Source organism: Nocardioides dokdonensis FR1436 (genome assembly GCF_001653335.1).
Lineage (GTDB): Bacteria > Actinomycetota > Actinomycetes > Propionibacteriales > Nocardioidaceae > Nocardioides > Nocardioides dokdonensis.
Genome location: NZ_CP015079.1, coordinates 2,879,017 through 2,901,709, shown reverse-complemented (window position 1 = coordinate 2,901,709; position 22,693 = coordinate 2,879,017). Strand labels below are relative to the sequence as shown.

Sequence of the window (22,693 nt, the reverse complement as noted above, 5' to 3'; positions counted from 1 at the left end):
AAGAAACCAGCACAGCCAGTCGCTTCTGTCCGATCGCGGCTATCGACAAGAGTCAAGTCGCGACGGGAGGCCGGGCCGCAATTGATGATGGTGACGGCGTTGCCAGAGTTCCGGATGGAAGCGTCGAGAGCGGAGCGGTTCGGGCGCGCGGGTTTGTCGCAACTGGTGCGATCCCAGTTTCATCAAGCACTGCGGCAACGCGCACTCAATACGGCCGCCCCCTAGCCACACCAGGGGCTCGTGCTGATCCTAGACAATCGACTGTCACTCGGAGAATGACAGGACGGTCCTGAGCCTCATCGTCCGGCAAGCCGCTGCCGCAAGTCGACCGCGCGCAGAAGGTCGGGGTGAGTTGGCGCCAGGGCGGCTTTGAGCGACTCCACAGCTCGTTCTGCAGTTGGTTCATCAGTTCACACGATCCCGAGGCTCTTCGCCACCTGGTCTCCCCCGACTCGACGGATAACGTCCGGGTCGCCGACAACGACCAGCATGTCGGTTGCGCGGGACATACCGACGTACAGCCGTTCTCGGGCACGATCGCGCTGGCCGGTCTCGTTGAGGCAGAGCACGACCGCGCGACGCTCCAGCCCCTTGCTGCCGAGGACGTGTCCGTAGAACACGTCGTCACCGTCCCAGAAACTGCGCCAGTACCCGACGTGACCGTGCCGCTCGGTCTGGGCTCCTTGCTCCGGATGGCGGTGACCGGTCGTAAGCAGACATATGTTCTGCGGCTTCCATCCCGCCTCGATGAGCGAGTCAACCTCGTCGTCGGCGATGCTCAGAGCGTCATCGGCGACTGAAGGCACGAAACGCACGTCGGGACCGTCACCCCCGCTGGCGTACATCCGGCTCGGCGCCAGAGGGCCGAAACAATCGTGGATCTGTCGAGTGTTGCGGAGATTGTGGTCGAGGACCAACGGGATGAGCTGCACCGGCGGACGCCCGAACCGAGCAAAGATGCGTTGGTTCTCATCGGAGTAGACGTAGAGCCCGCTCTCGTCCTCATCGCGAAGCGACTTGAGCACCGGGCGCCACCAGGAGTCGGCAAAGTCCTGCGCCTCGTCGACGATCACCGCATCGTACTTCAGGTTGTCAGTGAGCGCCCCCGCAAGATCCCCCATCAGATCCGGCAGCGTCTCCTCCCAGAAGGCACTGTCCTGGCGATCACCCTCCGGCGCGCCCCACTGCTTGCCGTACTCGTGGAAGGTGCCGACGAACGCCGGCCGGTGGTTTCGTGGCCAGCCCGCCACCTGCCGCTTGAGGTACTCCGCGAGACCGATGGAGTAGCAGATCAACGCCACGCGCTGGGCCTTGCGCTCACCCGAGTGGCCACGTGTCAACTCCCTGGCCTGCTGCAGTGCGAGCACCGTCTTGCCGCTGCCGGCTCCGCCGCGCACCTCGACGCGGTGCAGCAGACGCGTCACCTTGAGCAGGGTCGCCTGCTCTTGCGTCAGGCGTTCCGCCTCAGCCGCCCGGTCCTCGGAGTCGGCGTTCACGTCGTACGACGTCTGCAGGCGTCCTGCCAGGGTCTCGACGATCAGGTCGACCTCGTCGTACGTCGGGGGGAGCTTCCCTTGCCACGACAGTTTCGCATTGGTCACCAGCCGGTCGATCAGATCGGGTTGGTCGCCCCGGTCGTGGAGCGACCACCGGGGGCAATCCGGAGCCTCCGCGTCGGCCGCGAACTCTGAGTATGGCGTCACCACCGCGTGGCCCCAGGCCACGTGGTTCCGTCGCTGCCAGCGCGGGTCTCGAGCAACGTAGTCGCGCACGGCGTACTTGCACGTTCGGACCTGCTCGACTGGATCAATCCGATCGTCCTTGCCACGACGGGTTTGCCACCAACCGCTTTCGTCGTGCCAGACGCTCCCGCCCTTGACCTCGAGCACCACGATGCCAATGTCTGGCATCAGCACGATCAGATCGGCTTCGTAGTCCTTGTCTCGATCAGTGAGTCGGACGTTCGCGAGCAGCACGTCGTCGGGACCAAGTCCGTCCTTCAGCAGTCGCCACACCTCTTGCTCGGAGGTGGTCGTGAAACGCGGCTGCTCGGGGATCAGTCGAACCATGTCGGGCACCCTGCCACGGTCCACGGAGCTCCGTGGGTCGAACGATCGCGATCGTTGACTACGATTCCGCCGGTGCTGCGCTCAGATGCGCTCTGGGTAACGTGGCAACCGTCGCGCATGATCCAGAATCCGGCATGGTTTCGGCCTCCGACAGGACATTCATGCGGAGTCCTGCGCCTCTCGGCTCGCCGGGGTACGGATCTCAGAATTCCACCGCATCTTCATCGTGTCCGGGCCGGCCGGGATGAGGTCGACGACCGCCACTTCGTCCCCCCGTGCCGGCGGAGAGCATCCCGGAACTATCACGATCCGAACCGGCTCCGGCTCACCGACATCGACTTTGAACGACCGGGCGTCCGGCGTCCCGACCACGGTTCCTCGCACATCGCGGCCAGACTTCGCGTCCGAGGCCCAGTACGGCCAGCACACCGTCCTGAATGCGCAGAACCGGCACACGGCCTCGTCCGGATGTGCCGGGACATCGCCAGCAGCGACAGCGTCGTTGAAGCTAGTGATTGCCTGCTGAGCCTCCTCCACCACGGTGCTAACGGCCACGCTTTCGATCGGGAAAGACGTCTCGTGGCCGGCGGCGGACTCAAGGACGCCGAGGGTGGGCAGCTGGCCACAGGCGACGTCAACCAGGTGTGCGTACAGCAGCAACTGCCGGCGCTGGCTGTATTGGATCCCCGCCTGGTGGACGCCAGACTTGAGGTCGACGACGCGCAGTTGGCCGTTCAGCACCTCCACCCGGTCAGGGGTGCCGAAGATCCCGGTGTCCGGATCCGTCAACTTACGTTCGATCCACGGGAACCCGGGGCTTGCCGCCGGAGCCGCCGAGGCCGCCGGAGCCGGTTCCTCGTCCTGAGTCGCGGACAGCTTGCGGAGCGTACGGACCCGGGTGGCAACTAGTCCTTCCCATTGGGCGACGGGCGGTACCGCCCGACCGGGCCACGCGTTCGCCACCTTCTGCACCTGCTCAGCGACAAGTCGCTCCCACTCCGCTTCGAGCCAGGCTCGCCGCTCCTGACCGGCCGGCGGGTGAGCCGTCGCTGCGATCTTGTGAAGCTTGTGGGCGACGATGCCCAAGGCGGTCCGCGGGCCTGGCTTGCTCCTGCCTCGGGTTGACGGATCGCGCTGATAGGCGAGCCTACGGGGGCAGCTTTCGTACGCGTTCAGTGCACTCGGCGAAACCACTTTGAGAGGTTCCGCCACGGGTGAGGCCCAGGTCAGGTGGGTCATGCCAGCCGCCGGATCAGGGCGATCGGGCGCCGCAGTGCCTCGAACACATCGCTTTGAGCGACCGAAGATGACATTCCGGCCAACTCATCTAGCGCGACGATTTGTTCCTCGACGGCGCGGTCCTCTGAACGCCACCACAGCGGGTGGCCCACCAGTACCGATCGGCCGGTACTGGTGTTGTGCAAGTAGGAGATGCCGTCTGAGGTGGTGCCGGCTTGCAGGCTGATCAGGCCGGTCACAGCGATCCCTTCGGCCGCGCGCCGGCCAAGCTCCATCCATCGAGCCAGAGCGAGCGGCTCGTCGGCCAGCAGGTCCAGCATGTCGAGGGCAAGGCGCCAGTCCAGGAGTCCGTGCAGCCGGCTGTTGTCGTAGGACCGGAGGCAGTCCAGACATGAGGAGTTGCAGTCCGCGTGCGCCTTCTCGGCCCACAGGTCGCGCAGCGACAACCGGGTCTCTGCTAGCAACCGCTCGAAGTTGTGGTCCGCCCCGATCTCGGCGGCGTACCCGGCACCGTTGTCGAGAGCATCGGCAAGGAATACCTGCATCGAGCCGTCGCCCTGTGGGTGCAGCCCGAAGACCAACTCCTGCGGGTCGATGTCGAGCTGCCGCTTTGCCGCCCGACGGAGCACCTCGGCGAGCGACCGGTAGGCGGCCAGCCCGGACGGCATCATCGTCGGCGAGTAGGGGAGCAGCCCTCCCGGCGCGTGCGCACTGTCGAGTCCGATGGTCAGCACGTCCGTAGTGCGCAGCTCCCCGATCGCGATCTGCTTGGAGCCGACCACGTTCTTCGGAGGCCAGGTCTTGATGTCCGCGAAAAGCTCCGGATCGGTCGCCAGCCAGGACCCGAAGTCCTGGCCGATATCGAACAGCCGCCCGTTGTTGTCGTTGACCTGTACCAGCCGTGCTTGGACGTAGGTGCTGAGTCGGGCCCCGCGAACGATCACGTCCAGGTCCGGGTCGCCGTCCACCGAGATCGTCGGCGAGCCCGCGTTCGCAGACTCGTCCTCGTCGCCGTCGTAGTCAACTTCTTGGTACGTGGTCCGGAAACCCCGTGGCTGATGCATTGGGACGATCCGCAGCCCGGCAAGGCATATCCCGCACACCGGCTCGACGGCGTCCACGATGCAGGCCCCACACTGGTCGCACAGCCCGACCAGGATCTCCGGGCCGAGTGGGTCGACCGGTTTCATGCCCTTGAAGTCCGGCGCCCAGTCCGCGAAGCCCGCGACAGTGTGCACAGCGCCGTCCCGAACGATCTTCGCACCCGGCGCAAACATCGACACTGCTTGGCTCAGTGGCCGATCCGAGACCGTCACGCGGTCGAGGTCCTCCAGTTTGGACGGCCGCTTCCGGACCAGCTGGCGCACTCGGGTTGGGAAGCCGAACATCGGCAACACGCCGTACGTCGCCAGCAACTCGCTGAGCTCGTCTGTCAGGCCGGAGTCACGGGCCACCGCAGAATCGACGTCGGCTACCAGGCCGCCGGTGGCCAACCATTCCCGGATCGCTGTGACTGCAATCGGATCGAGTCCGGTGAACGCGCAGAACCGGTCGACCACATCCCCCAGAGGGGGCGAGGAAAGCGCGGCGGCGATCTCCGCACGTCGCTCAGGCCAGCTTGAGGTCGACCCGAAGACTCCGTGGATGCTGTCGACGGTCCACTCAGGAGGATCGCTGACTGCTCGGAATGCCAGTCGCAGCACCTCGGCAGCTACCACCCGGCGGACGATCCGGACCCGTTTGAGGTCGAGGAAGGGCTGCGGGGGGTCGTCACCCGTCATTCTACGAGGCGAGCGGAAGTAGTCGTCGTCGTGCGATCGGTCCCGGCACACCGTGACCGCATACGAGAAGATCTGGCCCGACCGGCCGGCCCGACCGACCCGCTGTTGGTAGTTGAACCGTTGCGGAGGCATGTTGGCCATGACCGTGGACCGGAGCGAGCCGATGTCGACCCCGACTTCCATCGTCGTGGTCACACTGAGCACGTCCAAGGGCACAGTTAGCGCGTTCTCGGCGGGCGCTGGCAGCAGCACTTCCTTGAACACCCGAGCTCGCCGGCGCTGTTCGCTCAAGGGCTTGGTCTGGCCGGTCAGCTCTGCCGCGGCGAGGCGACGCGGAAGCTGCCGGGAGAGCCAGCCGTAGTAATCGCCTTCATCGTCAACGGCGCCGGCATCCAGCTCGACGAGCGCCGGCCGGTTGCAGCCGACATTGGCGCAGACACCGGCCGCCGCGTGTCCGTGCAGGAACCCACAGAAGTCGCACTGCCAGCGCTGGCCCCCGAGCGGGACCAGTGCCAGAGGCGACGACAGCGAGGCGAGGTCGAGGAGCCAGTCGGTGGCGACTCCGGCCGACTTCAGCAGCCCTTTGACGTCGTCGGCGAGGACGTCGTAGTCCCGGCCGTGTACCTCGGCAACCCTCTTGAGGTAGCCGGCCACGCTGCGCGGCACGTTGGTGGACGGCTTGGCATCGGTGCCCGCCCACCGGTTGCGGATCCCGAGGATCCGGATCACGACCGCCAGGACCTGACCCCTAACGATGGGATCGTGGACGACTCCAGACGATGCCGCTGGCGCCGCGAAGTAGGCGATGCCCACCGACTCCAGGTCCCGCCCTGCCCGCCCGAAGAGTCCGCCGGCAAGCGCTTGCACCAACTTCTCAGTCTGCATCGCAGCCTGCGTCTCCCGTGGGCCGTTCAGCGGCAGCGGCACCCACAGGTCAGGCTCGGGCGGCGCGAACGCCTTCCACCACGGGCTCCCGTCCTGGTTGACAGCCGCCGAAGGTCCGGTGCCACCGGGCGGGATCCCAAGTCGGACCAGCCGGTCACAGATCCCGTACCGCAGTTCTGGCCAGCCGACCCGGACCTCGTCGTCGGCGACGAACGATGCTTCGACCGTGAGCTTCTCGGTGTCGTTGAGCGGAACGTAGGCCTGCTTCTTGAGCAGTTCAAGGGCCTCCGGGTGGGCCTCCTTGAACGAGGTGAACACCCCCTGCTCGGCGGGTGTCAGCGTCTCTAGCGCGACCCCGCGGTCGACGATCCCGCGCAGGGAGGGACGTTCGGCCGTGAGCACTTGCTGGGTCATCTGCCGAATCACGTCGCGGTAGTGGTTCAGTCCGATCCCCGCGGCTGTGCGGGCGGCGTCGTCCCGGCTGTCGGTGAAGACGATCGTTCGCGAGTCCTTGGCGTTGTCGCCGAGGCTCCGTACAAGCTGCGATAAGTACAGCTGCGTGGACTGGGCAGCGCCTGAGGTGTGCGCGCGGATCGGGCTGCGCACCGTCCCAGCGAAGAACTTCTCCCCCGGGTTGAACCCGCGCGAGTCGCACCGCGGGCACCGGTCCGGGACCGCCGGGATCCGCTGCCGCTCACCGAGGTCGGCGACGACCTTCATGATCCAGCCGTCGAGGGTGTTCCCAGCGTCTGTGACTAGCCCGGTGCCATGGTCCAAGCTCGCGGGTGCGAAGGCAAACGACGCTACCTTCTTGCTGCCTGGTATCACCTTGTCCCACTTGAGGTCGGCCTGGACGGGCTTCTGTCCCGGCCAGAACCAGACAAAGTCTTCGTGGGAGCGCTTGAATAGAGGGGCGACGTCCGAGGCGACCTCGCCAACGTTCGCCGAGGCGATGGCTGCGCCGTCCGGCTCGCCATTGTCCACCGACGTGCGATCCACGACGTGGCCGCCGAGACTGGCGTCCCCGCAGGAGAAGCAGTAGAGCAGCTCGAGGACCCGGGAGCCGCAGTCCGTACAGCTCAGGGTCGGGATCCCGTAGAGCATGCCGACCCCGCGGCCCTCCCGGGCCGCTTCCGGGACCCCCGAGCACTGCGGGTTGCAGCATGCCCACATCCCGCGCATAGTGCGGACGAACTGGTGCGCCCTCAAAGGGATGGTGCCGGCGAGGTCCGAGGCGTCCGCTAGCGTGGTGAGCGCGGCGGCCAGCCCCTTCAGTTCGTCGTCGGGTGCCCCGAACAGACGCTCCGCAATCAGCGAGGACTCGGTGGCTCTGGCGCGGCCCGATTCGGGGTCCACGCAGGCCGCGGCGATCTGCTGCGAGACGACGCCCGCAGAGGGGGTGGCCCCGGCGAGTAGAGCGTCCCGATCGAGTCCCGAGAGCTGCGGAAGCGCCCGCGGAACCCCAGCCGTGACATGGAAGGACGAGCTGTCCAGGCCGAAGAACTGCTCGAGGTAGTTCAGTCCCCCACTTCCAGCGGACAGCGAGGCGCTGGTGGCAATGCACCGCAGCTGCGGTGAATCCGGGGACAGCCCCAGCCGGCTGAGCAGGTTGCGTACAACCATCGCCACCTCGCTACCCTGGGTCCCGCGGTAGAGGTGGAGCTCGTCGACGACGAGAGTGAAGACGTGGTCGGGCGATGCATCCAGCCACGCCCGGGTCTGGCTGAACAGCGGGTTCTCGAACGCCCGCATCAGCATCGCGTTCAGCATCGAGTAGTTGGTGACCAGGATGTCCGGCGGCGTCTCCACCATGTCCCAGCGGACCAGCAGCTCGTGCGCCCTCGGGTCCGGGAACTGCGCGAGGTCACCCTCGCCTACGTTCGCCTCGACCAAGCGCCCGAATTCGGATGTCTGCTCCTCGAGGTTCGCCACCAGTTCAGCGAAGCCGTGGCCGCGTCCATCTGCAGGGCGCCGGGAGGTTCCGAGGGTGACGCCGGTGTAGCGGCCAAACCAGATCGGCTGACCCGGTATCGCCGTGCCGATCCGGCGGGCCGCCCGGCGGAGCCTGGTTACCTGGTCCTCGACGAGCGCGTTGGTCGGATACAAGATCATCGAGCGGACCGCCGGGATCCGGGTCTCCGCCTTGCGGATCGGACGCCATCGACGCGGGTGCGGCTTGTCTCTCCACCACAGGTCGGGCGGGGGCTGTAGGGACCAGGTCCTGGCTTCTTCTACAAGCCGGAGGAGCATCGGAAGCAAGAAGCTCTCGGTCTTGCCAGATCCGGTCCCAGAGGTGACGACGACGTTGCGTCCCGCTTGGCTGCCACTGCGGAAGTGGCTGGTCACAGCCTCGGCCTGGTGGGCACGCAGCTTGACTGGCTGGCCCGGGTCGGTGAAGTCACCGAAGAGTGCGCGGCCGACGATCTCGGCCGACTCGGCCGAGATCCCGGCAGCGGCGGTCGTCGCCAGCAGGTCAACGGTCGCGTCGTAGGGCAGCACCGGCTCCAGCAGGCACTCGCTTCGCAGGTTCCCGTCCGCCCGCAATAGGGCACGCCGTTCGTCAGACAGCCCGGAGTTCCGCAACCAGTACTGGGTGTCGATGTAGCGAAGGTAGGCCGCGGCCAGGTCGTCGCGCAGCATCAGGGGCGTCGTCTTCATCGGTGTCGTCACCCAGCCAGGAGAGAGTTGAGGCCGTTCGCGATATCACGGGGCACTTCGAGGTATGCGATCGACCTGGAGCGGGTCGACACGCTAGGCAAGCGACCAGAGCACAACGCCGCTACCCGGCCGTAGAGGCCGGGCAGGTCGGCGCCGATGGGCACCACCAAGGCCTGGCTAGACGGGGCGTACCCGACAAGCGGACGACCTCCTGCCCGGCCGGCAAGGTGCTTTACGAGCTGAACGCTGCCGATGCGCGCGGTCCGGTCGACAGCACCCTGCTGGTCGACCCAGATGCTTAGCCGGCGGAAGGACTGCTCGACCCGGTATGCGCCTGAGATGCCGACTCCAGGAACGGTCTGCCAGGAGGCGTCGCGGAGACTAAAAAGGGTGGCCTTGCTGTGATGCGGAATCGGGACCACCGCCATGGCCGCCTCGAGCTCGCTTAGCGGCGGCAGAGCCGCCAACATCCTGCGCGGCGCGTCGCGAACGACGGCGTGCCGATGTCCGATGGCGTCCATGGCGTCCTCCAGGTCGTCTCCCGAGAGGCCGCGGGCGAACCAAGCGGACAGACCGCCCCCCTCACTCCCCTCGCGAACAAGCTGCCCGCCGTGCCCCTCGACCTTCTCGGCGAGCAGATCGCGCAGAGAGCGGGACCACACGCCGGCGAGCAGGAACCCGTTGTTGACGGTCTCGGCGAGATAGGCAGGGTTGGCCTCCCATTCTTGCGGCGCCATCGCGTCGTCCCTCCGGACGTCGATGTGTCCGGCGAGCTCGAGGGCGCGCACAAACTCGTCCGCGAACAAGCTGGTGCCGTCGGCGTGGGACGCGATCCGGTCCAAAGCGCTGATCAGGCCGCCGCCGACGTGCACGACCGTGTCGAGGCACGTGTCCCACTGCGCCTGCAGCTCCCTGGGCGCCGAGTACTGAGCCAGGTGCAGCTCGACCGTTGCTTCGGTCTGCGCTTCGAGCTTCTTCCAGCGCGGTCGCGCCGGCGAGGTCTTCACGACGCCGCAGTCGCGGCAGACGCCCTGGATGGTCTTCGACGTCGCCTTGCCGCCGTGCCAGGTCGGCAGCTGGATGTAGTGCTTGCCGGTCACCATGCACGAGTTCGGGTCGGCGGTGCCGAGGACGACGACGGGCTGAACAACCTTCGAGGAAACCTTCTTCGCTTCCCATCCGATGCCGTCAATGATCGGGCGGTCGGGAACGGGCTGGTCGCGCTGTCCTACGGTGTTTACCCCGTCTATGAAGAGCGTCGAGGTGCCCGCCGAGGCGACCGCAGAAACCACCGCAGTCGCACCAGAGTCGAGTTCGTAGTTGAGCGGGGTGGCGGTCTCCCAGGTGACCGCGTCCGGCGTGTCCGCCGAGCGGAGCCGCAGCATCGGGCGCGAGAGGACCTCGTCATCGACCTGCAGGGTGACCTCGTAGTCACCGTCGCCGAGGCCAAGTCCGTCCAGCGGGATCACTATCGCGTTCGCGGACTCGGTCCATCGGTGCAGCTCTTCAACCTCGTCTCCGAGGGAGGTGATGGTCACCGTAATGTTCTCCGCCTCCGCTACCGCGGCTCGGATCTCCGGCGGCTGCAGGCTCGAGAACTTCCTGATTCGGCCCGGCATCTTCATGCCCCCGGCGAGGTTCAGCTGGGCCGTGGTGAGCGGGACCAGCGCGTGCAGGTCAACGTGCTTGACGTCCTGGGGGACGGCGTAGAGCTGAACGTTCTCGATCAGCACCCAGCCAGCAGGAAGACCCGTGAGCACCTCGGCGCCACTGGACTCGGTGCTTCTGAACACGCCGCCGCGCTTCCCGCACTGATCGATGATCCGCAGGACGTCCTTGAGCAGTCTCTCGTCGTCCTTGACCAGGATCGCGACGTCGTCCGCGAGCTGCAGCCGGTCCGTCTCCACCAGGGCGCCGACCAACTCGTCCCGGCGCAGCGGCACCACCCGCCGAGGCCGTCGGGTGACTGTCTCCCCCGAGACAGGTTCCTGCAGTCCCAAGAGCGCGCCGACCAGCGACTCGGCGTCGAATCGGCTGCCCGGGATGGGGCGGACGCGCCCGCCGGCGGCGGGAATGACCCCCACTACCGGCTTCTCCGCGGCGGAGTTCACCATGAGCTCACTTGCCTCGGTCGGCCTCGGGAGTCGAGCCACGAAGGACAGCTCGATACTGCGGCCACCGAACGTCTGCCGCAGGTTCGCGCACAGACTCACCTGCCCGGAGGCGCCAACGACCTGCTCGGACGAATCTCGGAAAGCCCCGTCCCAGAGACTGAGCTCCACCGCCGCGACGCCGGCGACCCGCTCGCGGGCGGCGCCACGCCCCCATAGGTTCTTCAGGTTGTTGCTGACTGGGCACGGGTTGCCGGAGATCCAGGCGTCCATGAGCCGCTCAAGGTCGGCCGGGATGACCTCCGATCCCGGGGCGAGGCCGAACCGAGTGAAGAACGCGGGCAGCCTGACCCGGTCGGAGGCACGCACCAGGGCTTGCGATTGCGGGATTCCTACATAGCGGAAGGACAGCGCGTCGGCGGTGGGGAGACCGAGCCGGCCCTCGTGGGCGACCAGATAGTCATTGAGACCGCGCCAAAACACCTCGGTGATCGGAAACGCCTGGTGGAGACGGGTGCCTTCGGCCTCGTTCAGCCCCAGTACCTCGGCAAGCCGCGGGTAGTAGGCGTGCGCGGCCTGGCTGGTGTCCTTGCCCATCCGCTCCGCTGCCATGACCAGCACAGCGAGCAACGCAACCACAGGAGGTGGCTCGAGGACAGTCGAAGTCCGTTTGGTGAGAGTATTTGCGGATCCGAGTTTGTGTCGCCGCCACATTTGGAATCGCTCGCGGTGTGCGTCGAACCCGTGACGATCATCCAGGTAAAGGGTTTTTCGGACGACCTTCGCCAGATGATCGGCGGGGTCGCCCTCGACTCCCAGCTCATCTGCGATGGCCGAAAAGATCTCGGGAGTGACCTCGAGGTACACCGGCAGGCCCGCGGAATCGTCGGTGAAGAGATGACGTGCCAAGGCCCGGTCCCACGTCTCGTACTCGGCCCAAGCGTTCAACGTGCGACTCCCCCAGCTTGATAAGCAGTGACAAGCGGTGACCGTATCTGTGACCCCCGACACTCGTATGGGTTTCGTGTAGATGACCGGCATCTCTAGTCGGACTGATGGAACGAGACGGCCTCATCCGGGGTTGATTCGACTCGGTCAACGGCGGGACAGATCGGCGATCCCCAGTCGATCTCGCATGGGCACACCTCAAGACCCCCTGTCGTACGCCGCACCATTTGCAGACCACGCCCCGGCAGTTCCCGGAGGACTGCGGACCGAAGTGCAAGCCGATACGGTCCAGTGCGTGCATGGACCCGATCAACCGTTCTTCTTGCCCGCCGATTCGTACGAGGAGGCAACAGCCCGCGTGTACGCACTCACGGGCGGTGCTCCAGCTAACGGCTCACCAGGCGGATCTAGAGGTGTGCGTGGCGCGCTCGCCGTGCTCGCCGAAGCACTCGGCGTGGAAGAGGACCCGTCGTGGACGAGCGCGATGACAGCGGAGCGTGCGGCACAGCGCCTGGACGTTGTCTGGGAGTCGAACTATGTCGTCAAGACGAGCGTCAATCTCGACGGCTTGAACGCGCTCCTCGACGCGGCCTCATGTGCCTACGCAGCAGGCTCGCTCACGCGCGTCGCTGCTCGTTCTGCGCTTGGTCTCAGCGGTGCCGAGTGGGCAACGTTCAACCCGGCTCGCTCGAAGATTGAGGCCGTGACGCGCCTCGCCGCCCTGACGGGGGCGCCGCGCGAATGGCTTGGCCCCGGCTCCAAGGAGCACAAGAGCGCCCTGCTCAACCTCGCCACGAATCTGTTCCCAAACGATGAGCGCATCGACACCAGCAGTAAGCACCGGCTCGGGTCGACGCTCGCCGAGGTCCTGAACGCGCCTTGGTCTAGAGACTTCACTGCCACCGGCCAGACGATCAAGCTCACCGGGCTGAACGCGATCATCGCTGGAGCCGAGCGGCACCTTGGCCGTCTGGGTGAGGTCATTACTGACGCCTTGACCACGCCTGAGGCTGAGGGCGACGCGCTGGCGGCCGCCCTGTTGGCTTCACTCCCCGTTCACTGGGATGCCAAGCAGGCTGTGCGCTGGCTGGCCGAAAACGATCTTCGCGGCTCGAACGATCTGGAATGGCAGGGCTTCTACGGTGAGGAGCGAGCCAGGGCGATCCTCAACGCCTCCTTTACGCCCAAGGTGCCCGGCCCTAGGCGGTCCTACGGCTCGACGGTCTTCGACTATGGGCTCTCGTGGGTGTGGGACATCAAGGTTCACACGTCGATTCAGACCATCGGGCCGGTCACCCGGGGCGCGAGCGACGTCATGCTGCTCAATGACGAGCGCGCCGTCCGAGACTGCGTTGACGAACAGGGCCTCGGGTTCCTCGTCGTGAGCGGCGAAGCCGTCATGGACGACACTGGCGACTTCAAGGCCTGGCACGACGCGTGGAAGTTGAAGCTCTCCGGGAAGGCCTCGGCCCCGTCCAACTCCGGCACCAGCAGGGTTCGGAAGTCCGCGTTCAATCCACTACACGTGGATGCATACTGGGTACCCGATCACCACGCGCTCGGAGCCGCCATCCTGTCGGGACAGCTGACGCCTAGACCCCAGGGTCGGCAGGCACCAAGGGTCAAGGGTGGCGTCGGTGCGCCTCGCCCGCCGAAGTTCGAGATGAACACGGCCAAGGCGAGTCACGGAATCCGAGTCGCGTCCTACATGTGGCCGAAGGGCAAGTCGGCTACCTGACGGCTGTGCTCGCTCAGTGACGAGCAGACAGGACCGCGTCAGGCGACAACGGTGCTGTGACGACCGCGTCGAGGATCCGACGACCAGGCGCGGATCGCTTGAGCAGATCTTCATCGCGAAGGACGTGCTCGCGAAGGACGTGCCAAACGGCACCCACGTTCACGCCGTTGCCCATCTGCTTGTAACTGGCAGCAGGTGACTGGGCTCCGAAATCGAACCAGCCAGGGAGGCCCTGCATGCGCGCAGTTTCTCTCGGCGAGATTCGTCGCTCACGAGGACCGACGATGGAGGTCTGGGTGATCGCGACGAGGGCCGGCAAGTAGGTAGAGCGCTTGGCTCGAATGCCTGACGGACGTAACTGCATCACGGTCTCCCACAAACGAGGAGTGTCTTGCGCCTGCCATTCGAGCTTGCGCCGCGACGCCGGGAACTTGTCCGTGTAGATCCCCCACTTGCGAGTCCACGGCTTGATCCAGTCCTCGTGTTCGATGAAGAGCGCGTAGTTCTTCGCGAGGTGACTGGCCTTCCACTGCGGGAGCGAGGGATCTGCTTCCATCAGGTGCCGGTAGTCAGGATTCGGCCCGAACGCGCGACGCATGGCCGACTCCGTAGTCCACACGTCGCTCCACGCGTCTGCCCATATCGGCATCCCGGGCGGGCGTCGCCCAGCAGTTCGCTCGAACCACGTCTGGACGAACTCATCCCACGCGTCGATCCAATGACGCTCAGAGTCGGTCAGGTCGCAGCCCGGGATGTTGTGGCTGTCGTCGAGCAGGTCCTCAAGATGCCAGGTGCCTGGCTCCCAGCCGTCGACCGGCTGTCCGGTGATGATCGGGGGTTCGACGTCGAGGCCATCTGTGAGGCCGTCGGGGTCGTAGGTAGCCGTGATGAACACGCGCTCGCGTACCTGTGGACGACCGCCCCGCTCCGGTGGCAGCAGGTGCGGCGAGAACACGGCCGGAACCTCAGAAACTCGGTAGCCCTCGTCCCGCAGCGTCTCAATGATGACCTGCCACTCGTGCACGTGACGCGGCCCCGCGAGGTTGCGCACGTTCTCGAGGAGGACGACCTTCGGACGGCGCTCCTGGATGATTCGGAGGATGTTCCAGTAAAGAGTTCCGCGGGTTTCGTCCATTCCCCGCTGCGCCCCTGACTTCGAGAAAGGCTGGCACGGGAACCCGGCCGCTAGCACCTCGTGGGCCGGAACGTTCATGACCTCGTCGTTGGCGTCCTTCGTGACGTCCCCGAGTGGGTCGCGTCCCCAGTTGCGCTCATAAACGGCGGCGGCCTTCTTGTCGACCTCGACGGCGTAGACGCACTCGCCGCCCAGTGCCGACAACGCCGCATGGAAGCCCCCCACGCCAGCAAAAAGGTCGATGAATCGAAACGCGGGCGCGGTCATGGGCACAGCCTAGGTGTCGCCTCCCCCTGCATCTCGACGGCACGCCGTCGAACGTGCGTTCGGTCGACGTGGCGGTGTCGCGGCGCCGGCTGCGCCTTCGTGGCAGAGTCGACTCATGGCGGCGGCATACGAGTCACGGGCATCAAGCGCAGCTTCGCGGGCCGTCATGCAGGCCAACCGCCGTCGCGACACATCTCCCGAGATGACCGTCCGTCGCCTCGTACATGCTCAAGGCCTCCGCTACCAGGTCGACACCAAGCCGCTTCCCGCGTTGAACCGGCGCGCCGACCTGGTATTCGCCACGGCCAAGGTCGCCGTCTTGGTCGACGGCTGCTACTGGCACGGCTGTCCTGAGCATGGAACGGTTGCCCAGACCAACGCGACTTACTGGAGGACGAAGATCGCGAGAAACCGTGAGCGCGACGACGAGACGAACAAGCGACTAGCGGACGCTGGCTGGCTTCCGTTGAGGGCCTGGGAGCACGAAGACCCCGAAGCGGTCGTAGCTCGAATCATCGATGCCGTCCGCTGTCCTTCGTCGGGCGCGAACACGTTCAACCGTTAGCCGAGGCATCAACGCGTTCGGGGTGTACGTCGCATCCAAAGCCGGCAGGCTGCTCCCGTGCGGATCGGAACCTGGAACCTCGCTGGCCGGTGGAGCAACGACCATCGCGGCTTCCTCGAGGAGCTGCAGTGTGACGTTCTCCTGCTGACCGAGGTCTCGGACCGCGTCGAGCTGCCCGGCATGGTCGGGCATGTGACCAGAGCGCAGATGGCCCGGAGGCGCTACTGGGCGGGCATCTGGTCGAGACACCCGCTGACACCCCTCGCCGATCCGTACGGAGCGTCCGCGATGGCTGAGGTCCTGGGGCAGCGCGTTTGCTCCTCGATCCTGCCCTGGAAATCCTGCGGCTCGCGCGAGCCGTGGGTGGGGACGAACACCGTCGAGCGGACCATCAACGCGGTCGACGTGATCGCGGCAGCCGCGCCCACCGTCTGGGGCGGCGACTGGAACCACGCCCTGGAAGGTCGCGAGTACGCCAGCTCGAAGGCTGGGCGCGACCACCTTCTGAAGTCGCTCGCCGAGCTCGGCCTGAGCGCCGCGACGACCGACGCGCGGCATCAGATCGACGGGCTACTCTCGATCGACCACATCGCAGTTCCGACGGGGTGGAGCGCACGCGTCGAGCACCACTCGGCGCTCCTCGCGGAGGGTCGCCTATCGGACCACTATGCGTACGTGGCCGAGGCCGATACGCCCTGATTCAGTCCGCACAGAGTCCGCAAGAAGCTCATAAACGTCCGTTCCGGACAGTCACTCCAGATCAGCGTTTCCGCAGGTCAGACGGCATTTTCCGTCGCTTCCCATCGACGACAAATCATGCGAAAACCGGCCCCGGCCTACAGGCCAGCCCGTTCGCACCCGGCTGGGCGGCCAGGACGTGCCACCAGAACCCGTCCGGGGTCGTGCGGGCAGGGTCGAACGATCCGGCCGACCGGGACGAAGGGCCATGTACGCCGCGTGCCGTGCGCCGCAGGCTGGACGGACCCACGTCCGACGACCGCGCCGGGAGCACCCATGGCCACCTCCACCCCGTCCACCACCCCGGCCAGCACCTTGTCCGGCACGGCCCAGGCGCTGGTCGCCCCGGGCAAGGGGATCCTGGCCGCGGACGAGAGCCTGCCCACCATGGTCAAGCGCCTCGCACGGATCGGCGTGGAGTCCACGGAGGACACCCGGCGGAGCTACCGCGAGCTGCTGTTCACCACGCCGGGCCTCGCCGACACGGTCAGCGGCGTCATCCTGTTCGACGAGACGATGCGGCAGCGCTCGAGCACCGGGGCCTTCCTGCCCGAGATCCTGGCCGGGGCCGGCATCCTGCCGGGCATCAAGGTCGACGCGGGCACCGTCCCGCTCGCCGGGGCGCCGGGCGAGCTGGTGACCCAGGGCCTCGACGGGCTGCGGGAGCGCTTCGCGGAGTACGCCGCTCTCGGCGCCCGCTTCGCCAAGTGGCGGGCGGTGCTGCGTGTCGGTCCTCTGCTGCCCTCGAGCGCGTGCGTCGAGGCGAACGCCCACGCCCTCGCCCGCTACGCGGCCCTGGCCCAGGACGCCGGGCTGGTCCCGATCGTCGAGCCCGAGGTCCTGATGGACGGTTCGCACGGCACGGAGCGCTGCGCCGAGGTCACGAGACAGGTGCTGCGGCAGGTCTACGCCGAGCTGGCCCGGCAGCACGTGGACCTGGCGTCGACCCTGCTCAAGCCCAGCATGGTCCTGCCCGGCACGACCTCGCCGGAGGCCGAGCAGGTCAGTGACGACGAGGTGGCGGCCCGCACGATCGCGGTGCTGCGGGACACCGTCCCCGCCTCGGTCCCGGGCGTCGTCTTCCTCTCCGGCGGCCAGAGCCCGCAGCAGGCGACGGCCCGCCTCGACGCCCTCAACCGACTCGGCGTGCACCAGCCGTGGCAGCTGAGCTTCTCCTTCGGGCGTGCCCTCCAGGCCCCGGTGCTCGACGCCTGGCGGGGCGAGCCCGAGAACGTGGCACCGGCGCAGGCCGTGCTCGCGGAGCGCGCGCGGCTCACCGGCGCCGCCCGGCGCGGGTGCTACGAGCGCACCGAGGAGCCGGCCGTGCCGGAGCCCCTCGGCCCCGGGGCCGGCGGGTGACCTCCGGCCCCCGGCCGGAGACCAAAGGCCCTGCCCACCTCGGGCTCGTCGCGCCACAGTTGCGGGATGGCGACGTTCCCGCCCTCGACCACCCCGGTCCAGCCCCCCACCTCGGCCCGCGCGCACGTCCTCGTCGCCGTCGGGGGCTCGGACCCGGGCCCCGCGGCGCGCTGGGCGGCCCACGAGGCACGTCGCAGCGGCACCACCGTGCGCCTGCTGCACGTCGCACCCCACGACCTGGCCCTGGAGCCGGGGCGGGCGGCCCTGCGCACCGCGGCGGACGTCTGCCGGCACGAGTCCGGTGACCGGGTGACGGTGGAGGCGGACCTGGTGGTGGGCGACCCTGCCCAGGTCCTGCTGGACGCCGCCCACGACGCGCGCCTGGTGGTGACGGGACGGCGCGGGAGCACCTCGTGGCACTCCACGGCCTCGATCTCGGCGGAGCTGGCCGCCCGCACCCCCGCCCCCGTCTGCGTCGTACCTCCGTCGTGGCGAGCGGCGGAGCATGGAGTGGTGGGCGTGGGCCTGGACCAGGAACGGCCGGACCGTCGCTCCCTGACCGAGGCCGTGCGTCGGGCTCGCCTCGAGCGCGCCGTGCTGCGGGTGCTGGTCTACCGACCCGGCTCGCTGGCGCCCGACCGGGGCGAGGGGACCGACGACCTTCGTCGCCGGGCGCGAGCGGTGCTTGCCGACTGTGGCGGCGACGCGTGCGACGTCGAGATCACGATGGGGGCGGGCCACCCGGCCTCGCAGCTGCTGGAGGTGGCTGCCAGCACCGACCTCCTCGTGCTCGGGCGGCGGCGGCGCGGCGACGACCACCCGACGTACCTGGGACCGGTGGCGCTGGCGGTGCTGTCCCGAGCGGCCTGCCCCGTGCTTCTGGGCAGTCCCGGACCGACCGAGGACCCACGCCGACGAGGAGCCGACCATGCACGTCGCTGAGCTCATGACCACCCCACCCGTCACCACCCGCGGCGACGCCGGGTCGGTCAGCGTCGGTCCGGAGACCGACCTGGCCACGGCCGCGGACCTGCTGACGTCGATCGGCGTGCCGGCCCTGCTGGTCGTGGACACGGACGGGCACCTGGTCGGGACGGTGAGTCGCAGCGACGTGCTGCGCACCCTGGCGAGCCGGCAGGAGCCGGGACGCGCCGAGCTCGATCCACCGGTCCGGCGACTGCTCGAGCTGACCTGCCGTGCCCCCAGCGTCCACAACACCCAACCCTGGCTCTGGCGGGTGGCCGGGCCGACCATCGAGCTGTACGCCGACACCTCGCGCCGGCTGCCCGCGTCGGACCCGGACGGGCGCACCATGCTGATCAGCTGCGGGGCGGCCCTGCACCACCTGCAGGTGGCCGCACGGGGGCTCGGCCACCGCTGCACCGTGGAGCGGTTGCCGGAGGGCCCTCGTTCGACGCTGCTGGCACGGGTCACCGTGGCGCCCGGCCTGCGGGTGGACGACCCGGACGCCCAGGTCGACGAGAGGCACCGCAAGGACCTGGAGGAGAGCGCGCGCGACCTGGCGGCCATCGCAGCCCGCGGCACCGACCGCCGCCGGTTCACGTCGTGGCCGGTGCCCGAGCAGCGCCTCGACCTCCTGGCTTCCATCGGGTCGCACGAAGGATGCCTCGTCGTGCCGGTCGTCGACCCCCAGCAGCGACACCGGCTGGAGGAGCTGGTCGAGCGGGCCCGAGCGTTGCAGGCGAGCGACCCCGGGCTCAGGGACGAGCAGCTGCGCTGGGCCGGCCGGGGCGGCGACGACGGGGTGCCCGAGCCTGCCCTCGAGGGACCCGCCACACGGTTCGACGACCGACCGGTCATCGACCCCGGCGGCATCGAGCGGGCCGACGGGGTGCTGGTGCTGGCCACCACGACCGACCACGTGCTCGACCACCTCCGCACCGGCGAGACCCTGAGTCGGATCTGGCTCACGGCCACCAGCGGGCTGCTGTCCCTGGTGCCTCTCAGCCAGGTGGTGGAGGCTCCTGAGATCCGGCGGTCGCTGCAGCAGGACGTGCTGGGCACGGTGCTGAGCCCGCAGCTCCTCGTGCGGGTCGGGTGGCAGGAGACCTCGCGGGACCGGCTGCCGCCCAGCCCGCGGCGTCCACTGGCAGACGTGCTGCTGCGCTGACGGCCCGGCGTCTCGACGCCCGCGGCGCGACTCGAACGCGTCAGCCGCGCGCGAGCACCCGGCCGTCGGGCAGCGTCCGTCCGCCCAGCAGCGCGACCAGGCGCCCGCCGTCGGACTGCACGAGCTGCCCGCTCCCCCAACCCCAGTCGAGGTCGGTGGCCTCCAGCCGGGTGTCGCCCAGGTCGAGACCGAAGACGGCCCCACGCGCGGCGGTGAGCTGGTCGAGGACGGACCTCACCGCCTCGGGAGGTGCGACCGCGGGACGGTCGAGCGCGACCGTGACGTCCAGGGAGTGGATGACGGCGTGGTTCAGCGCTCCGGCACCACCGCCGCCCGGTGGCTGCCAGGCGTGCAGCTCAGCCGACCGGAGCTGGGCGAGGAGGTCGCCGGCGGGCAGTGCGGCGTCGCGCGCGGCCACGGTGTCGGAGAAGGTGGTGAAGTCGCCGCCGGCAGCCGCCATCCCGGCCCCGAACTGCTGCGGGGTCAATCGTGCCGGCATCGTCATGTGGGCGACCACGTGGCGCACCAGCCACCCCTCGCACAGCGACGGCGAGTCCCACGCGTCGAGCTCGGCGGCCTCGAGGAGGTCCGCGAGCCCGTCGCACGTCGGCGCCACCCAGTCCTGCGGTTCGCTCATGCCGCTCATTGAAGCACCTGGCTCCGGCAGGAGGCACTTGTGCGCGGGGGCCCATCGAGGAGAGGCTGCACCATGTCCCATCCCCTGACCGCCGGCACGAGACCCACGATCGTCGGGAGACCGGTGATCCTCGTGGTCGACATCTTCGAGAGCGACTTCGGCGACCGCGAGTTCAGCCACGGCATCCCCGCGATGCCCGACAACCGCGCCCGGATGGAGAAGGCCGCCGCCTTCGTCAGGAAGGGCCGCGACCTGGGCGTCCCGATCGTGGTCGTCCACGAGGTCCACCGCCCGGGCGGGATCGACTTCGGGCGCGAGCTGGACGGGTCGGAGGACGTGCACTGCGTCGAGGAACCCGGGTCGCCGCACCTGCCGCGGGTCGGCATCGGCATGACCGACGACGACTACGTCGTCTACAAGCGCCGCTACTCGGCCTTCTACGCCACCGACCTCGAGATCCTCCTCAAGGGTCTGGGGGCGAGCACGCTCATCCTGGTCGGCGGGCTGACCGACGTCTGCATCCACTTCACCTTCGTCGACGGCCACCAGGGCGACTACCACTGCCGCGTGCTCGAGGACTGCGTCAGCGGGTCGCAGCAGGCCGCGCACGACGCTGCGCTGGCGAGCATGGAGTACCTGCAGACCGGGTCGGTGCTCTCCTCCGCCGACATGCTCGAGGCGCTGCAGGACCGGTAGCCACGGACCTCGGCGCTCGTGCCACCCGCCGGCCGCTGATCTCCCCCGCACGGGCGTGCCCGTGCGGGACCTGCACTGCTGGGATGGCGCCATGGCCACTCGCTACGACTTCGCGTTCGCGACCTCCTACCGGCTGCCCGCCCTGGCGCTGGGGATCACGCCCTGGACCGCGTGGGTCGAGGTCGACGAACCGGGCACCCCGACGCCCGAGGTGCGGGTCCGGTTCGGGGCGTGGCGGCTGCGCACCCCGGTCCGCAACATCACCGCCGTGCACCGCAGCGGCGGGTTCGCCTACCTCAAGACGGCCGGGCCGCCGCACCTGTCCTTCACCGACAAGGGCGTCACCTTCGCCACCAACGGTGACGCGGCCGTCTGCTTCGAGCTGGCCACGCCGGTCAAGGGCATCGACCCCACCGGCCGGATCGTGCACCCCGGGGTCACCCTGACCGTCGCCGACCCCGACGCACTGGCCGCCGAGCTCACCGCCCATCCGGCAGATGAGGGCATGAGCTGGGCGTCCTGCACGAGGGGTCACCGCCACTGGGGACCCCGCGGCGCCGCCGGGCTGCTGGTGGCCTCCGAGGGCGCCGTCCTCCTGCAGCTGCGCGCGCACTGGGCCCACCAGGGCGGCACCTGGTCGATCCCCGGCGGCGCCAAGGAGCGGGGCGAGAGCGCCGAGACCGCAGCCCTGCGCGAGGCCGAGGAGGAGCTCGGCATCGACCCCCGCCGCGTCCGCCTCTCCGGCTCGTACGTCGCCACGTGCGGCGGCTGGACCTACGAGACGCTGCTGGGGCACGCCGACCGCACCCTGCGCGTCCGCGACCTCGCCGAGTCCGACGGCCACCGCTGGGTGCCGGCCGACGACGTCGACCTGCTGCCCCTGCACCACGGCTTCCGGGCCGCCTGGGACGACCCGGGCACGCAGCTGCGCGACTTCGTCAGGGCGCCGCGAAGGTCCTGACGCCGAGCTCGGTCCCGCCAGGTCCGCGGTGAGCCTGCAACCGGATGCATGGCGGACATGCGGCGGCTCGCGAGGCCATTGCTGCTGATGGGTGAACCCCTCGGCAAGACTGGTGCCATGTTGCGCACCGTTCTGCTCGTCGCCCTCGCGCTGTCCGTCTCGTCGTGCGGCGACATCGACGCGGGCGACGCCGCGGAGGTGTCCTTCACCGAGTGGTCGGCCGAGCAGCCGTACGACGGTGTCACCCCCGTCGTCACCTCGGCGCAGAACCTGCTCCCGTACTCGGGCATGCTCGACGTGACCCTGTACGCCAGTGATGCCACCGAGGCCGACGTCGCCGCCATCCGAGAGCACTACTGCGCCTTCGGGGCCGACGACGCCACCATCCGGTACACCATCCGAGACACCGCGCGCCGCATCGAGTGGCCGCTCCCGGACTGCTGGGACGAGCAGCCCGACACGGCCGAGCGGTTCAAGTCGATGCAAGCCGTCGCCGACACCGTCCAGGCGTGCGGTGCCGACCACGCCATCATGGGTGACTACCGGCTCACCATCGGGTTCGCTGCCGACGAGCACCCGGCGTTGAAGAAGCAGGACCGGTGCCTGCCTGCGGTCCGCGACGCGGCCCCCGAGGCGCCCGCCTTGTTCGGGCTCTCTGCCGGCGCGGGCGACCCGACCTGGGTCGAGGCGTCCTTCGACGAGTTCCGGACCACCGCTGCCTCCTGAGGCCCAGGAGGCAGGTCGCGGAGACCCGAGCCGCACCAGCAGTGCGGTG

The 22,693-nt window shown here is 68.5% G+C and carries 15 protein-coding genes; 9 read left to right on the top strand and 6 right to left on the bottom strand.

The features are described 5' to 3' along the window. Positions 1 to 410: 410 nt before the first annotated feature. From I601_RS13725 to I601_RS13710, 4 genes are all read right to left on the bottom strand, one after another. Positions 411 to 2,069, bottom strand: a complete 1,659-nt coding sequence (locus I601_RS13725) for an NERD domain-containing protein (protein WP_068114945.1) — start codon at positions 2,067 to 2,069, stop codon at positions 411 to 413. A 159-nt stretch (positions 2,070 to 2,228) separates the two neighbouring features. After that, a complete protein-coding gene (locus tag I601_RS13720; protein ID WP_084527603.1) occupies positions 2,229 to 3,308 on the bottom strand; it encodes a PD-(D/E)XK nuclease family protein in 1,080 nt (359 codons plus the stop codon). Beyond that, on the bottom strand, positions 3,305 to 8,644 hold the full coding sequence (locus I601_RS13715; RefSeq protein ID WP_157520171.1) for a DEAD/DEAH box helicase: 5,340 nt from the start codon (positions 8,642 to 8,644) through the stop codon (positions 3,305 to 3,307). The genes I601_RS13720 and I601_RS13715 overlap by 4 nt, the downstream gene beginning before the upstream one ends. Further along, a complete protein-coding gene (locus I601_RS13710; protein ID WP_157520168.1) occupies positions 8,641 to 11,691 on the bottom strand; it encodes a hypothetical protein in 3,051 nt (1,016 codons plus the stop codon). Before I601_RS13710 ends, I601_RS13715 begins: the two co-directional genes overlap by 4 nt. Positions 11,692 to 12,106: 415 nt before the next feature. Here I601_RS13710 and I601_RS13705 point away from each other — a divergent pair, with 415 nt between their 5' ends. After that, positions 12,107 to 13,429, top strand: a complete 1,323-nt coding sequence (locus I601_RS13705) for a hypothetical protein (protein ID WP_068110725.1) — start codon at positions 12,107 to 12,109, stop codon at positions 13,427 to 13,429. Between the two features lie 13 nt (positions 13,430 to 13,442). On the opposite strand, the gene I601_RS13700 is transcribed toward I601_RS13705, so the two are convergent. Next, positions 13,443 to 14,831, bottom strand: a complete 1,389-nt coding sequence (locus I601_RS13700; protein ID WP_068110724.1) for a DNA cytosine methyltransferase — start codon at positions 14,829 to 14,831, stop codon at positions 13,443 to 13,445. Between the two features lie 115 nt (positions 14,832 to 14,946). On the opposite strand from I601_RS13700, the gene I601_RS20870 reads away from it, so the two are divergent. The 5 genes from I601_RS20870 (at position 14,947) to I601_RS13680 (ending at position 19,624) form a co-directional block, all read left to right on the top strand. After that, the gene (locus I601_RS20870) at positions 14,947 to 15,396 is read left to right on the top strand and encodes a very short patch repair endonuclease (protein ID WP_084527599.1); all 450 of its coding nucleotides are present in this window, start codon (positions 14,947 to 14,949) and stop codon (positions 15,394 to 15,396) included. Positions 15,397 to 15,453: 57 nt separating this feature from the next. Beyond that, complete coding sequence (locus I601_RS13695) at positions 15,454 to 16,095, top strand: endonuclease/exonuclease/phosphatase family protein (RefSeq protein WP_068110723.1); 642 nt, start codon at positions 15,454 to 15,456, stop codon at positions 16,093 to 16,095. 315 nt (positions 16,096 to 16,410) lie between these two features. Continuing rightward, a complete protein-coding gene (locus I601_RS13690) occupies positions 16,411 to 17,493 on the top strand; it encodes a class I fructose-bisphosphate aldolase (protein ID WP_068110722.1) in 1,083 nt (360 codons plus the stop codon). A 66-nt stretch (positions 17,494 to 17,559) separates the two neighbouring features. Continuing rightward, on the top strand, positions 17,560 to 18,435 hold the full coding sequence (locus I601_RS13685; RefSeq protein ID WP_068110716.1) for a universal stress protein: 876 nt from the start codon (positions 17,560 to 17,562) through the stop codon (positions 18,433 to 18,435). Then, positions 18,422 to 19,624: an Acg family FMN-binding oxidoreductase gene (locus tag I601_RS13680; protein WP_084527597.1), complete on the top strand. Its 1,203-nt coding sequence runs from the start codon at positions 18,422 to 18,424 to the stop codon at positions 19,622 to 19,624. The genes I601_RS13685 and I601_RS13680 overlap by 14 nt, the downstream gene beginning before the upstream one ends. Positions 19,625 to 19,664: 40 nt before the next feature. Here the strand turns inward: I601_RS13680 and I601_RS13675 are convergent, their stop codons facing one another. Further along, complete coding sequence (locus I601_RS13675; protein ID WP_084527595.1) at positions 19,665 to 20,261, bottom strand: maleylpyruvate isomerase family mycothiol-dependent enzyme; 597 nt, start codon at positions 20,259 to 20,261, stop codon at positions 19,665 to 19,667. 72 nt (positions 20,262 to 20,333) lie between these two features. Between I601_RS13675 and I601_RS13670 the strand changes: the two genes are divergently transcribed. The 3 genes from I601_RS13670 to I601_RS13660 all read left to right on the top strand — a co-directional run bounded on the left by I601_RS13670 (position 20,334) and on the right by I601_RS13660 (position 22,644). Next, positions 20,334 to 20,957 carry a cysteine hydrolase family protein gene (locus I601_RS13670; RefSeq protein WP_068110712.1) on the top strand — a complete coding sequence of 208 codons (624 nt, stop codon included), beginning with the start codon at positions 20,334 to 20,336 and terminating at the stop codon, positions 20,955 to 20,957. Positions 20,958 to 21,048: 91 nt separating this feature from the next. After that, the gene (locus I601_RS21720; RefSeq protein WP_068110710.1) at positions 21,049 to 21,918 is read left to right on the top strand and encodes an NUDIX domain-containing protein; all 870 of its coding nucleotides are present in this window, start codon (positions 21,049 to 21,051) and stop codon (positions 21,916 to 21,918) included. 117 nt (positions 21,919 to 22,035) lie between these two features. Beyond that, a complete protein-coding gene (locus tag I601_RS13660) occupies positions 22,036 to 22,644 on the top strand; it encodes a hypothetical protein (RefSeq protein ID WP_068110708.1) in 609 nt (202 codons plus the stop codon). Positions 22,645 to 22,693: the final 49 nt, after the last annotated feature.

What these genes read in the sequence shown, in the direction of transcription:
- I601_RS13725 (WP_068114945.1), bottom strand. Translation starts at nt 2,069, where the DNA reads ATGGTTCGACTGATCCCCGAGCAGCCGCGTTTCACGACCACCTCCGAG.
- I601_RS13720 (WP_084527603.1), bottom strand. Translation starts at nt 3,308, where the DNA reads ATGACCCACCTGACCTGGGCCTCACCCGTGGCGGAACCTCTCAAAGTG.
- I601_RS13700 (WP_068110724.1), bottom strand. Translation starts at nt 14,831, where the DNA reads ATGACCGCGCCCGCGTTTCGATTCATCGACCTTTTTGCTGGCGTGGGG.
- I601_RS20870 (WP_084527599.1), top strand. Translation starts at nt 14,947, where the DNA reads ATGGCGGCGGCATACGAGTCACGGGCATCAAGCGCAGCTTCGCGGGCC.
- I601_RS13690 (WP_068110722.1), top strand. Translation starts at nt 16,411, where the DNA reads ATGGCCACCTCCACCCCGTCCACCACCCCGGCCAGCACCTTGTCCGGC.
- I601_RS13685 (WP_068110716.1), top strand. Translation starts at nt 17,560, where the DNA reads ATGGCGACGTTCCCGCCCTCGACCACCCCGGTCCAGCCCCCCACCTCG.
- I601_RS13680 (WP_084527597.1), top strand. Translation starts at nt 18,422, where the DNA reads ATGCACGTCGCTGAGCTCATGACCACCCCACCCGTCACCACCCGCGGC.
- I601_RS13675 (WP_084527595.1), bottom strand. Translation starts at nt 20,261, where the DNA reads ATGAGCGAACCGCAGGACTGGGTGGCGCCGACGTGCGACGGGCTCGCG.
- I601_RS13670 (WP_068110712.1), top strand. Translation starts at nt 20,334, where the DNA reads ATGTCCCATCCCCTGACCGCCGGCACGAGACCCACGATCGTCGGGAGA.
- I601_RS21720 (WP_068110710.1), top strand. Translation starts at nt 21,049, where the DNA reads ATGGCCACTCGCTACGACTTCGCGTTCGCGACCTCCTACCGGCTGCCC.
- I601_RS13660 (WP_068110708.1), top strand. Translation starts at nt 22,036, where the DNA reads ATGTTGCGCACCGTTCTGCTCGTCGCCCTCGCGCTGTCCGTCTCGTCG.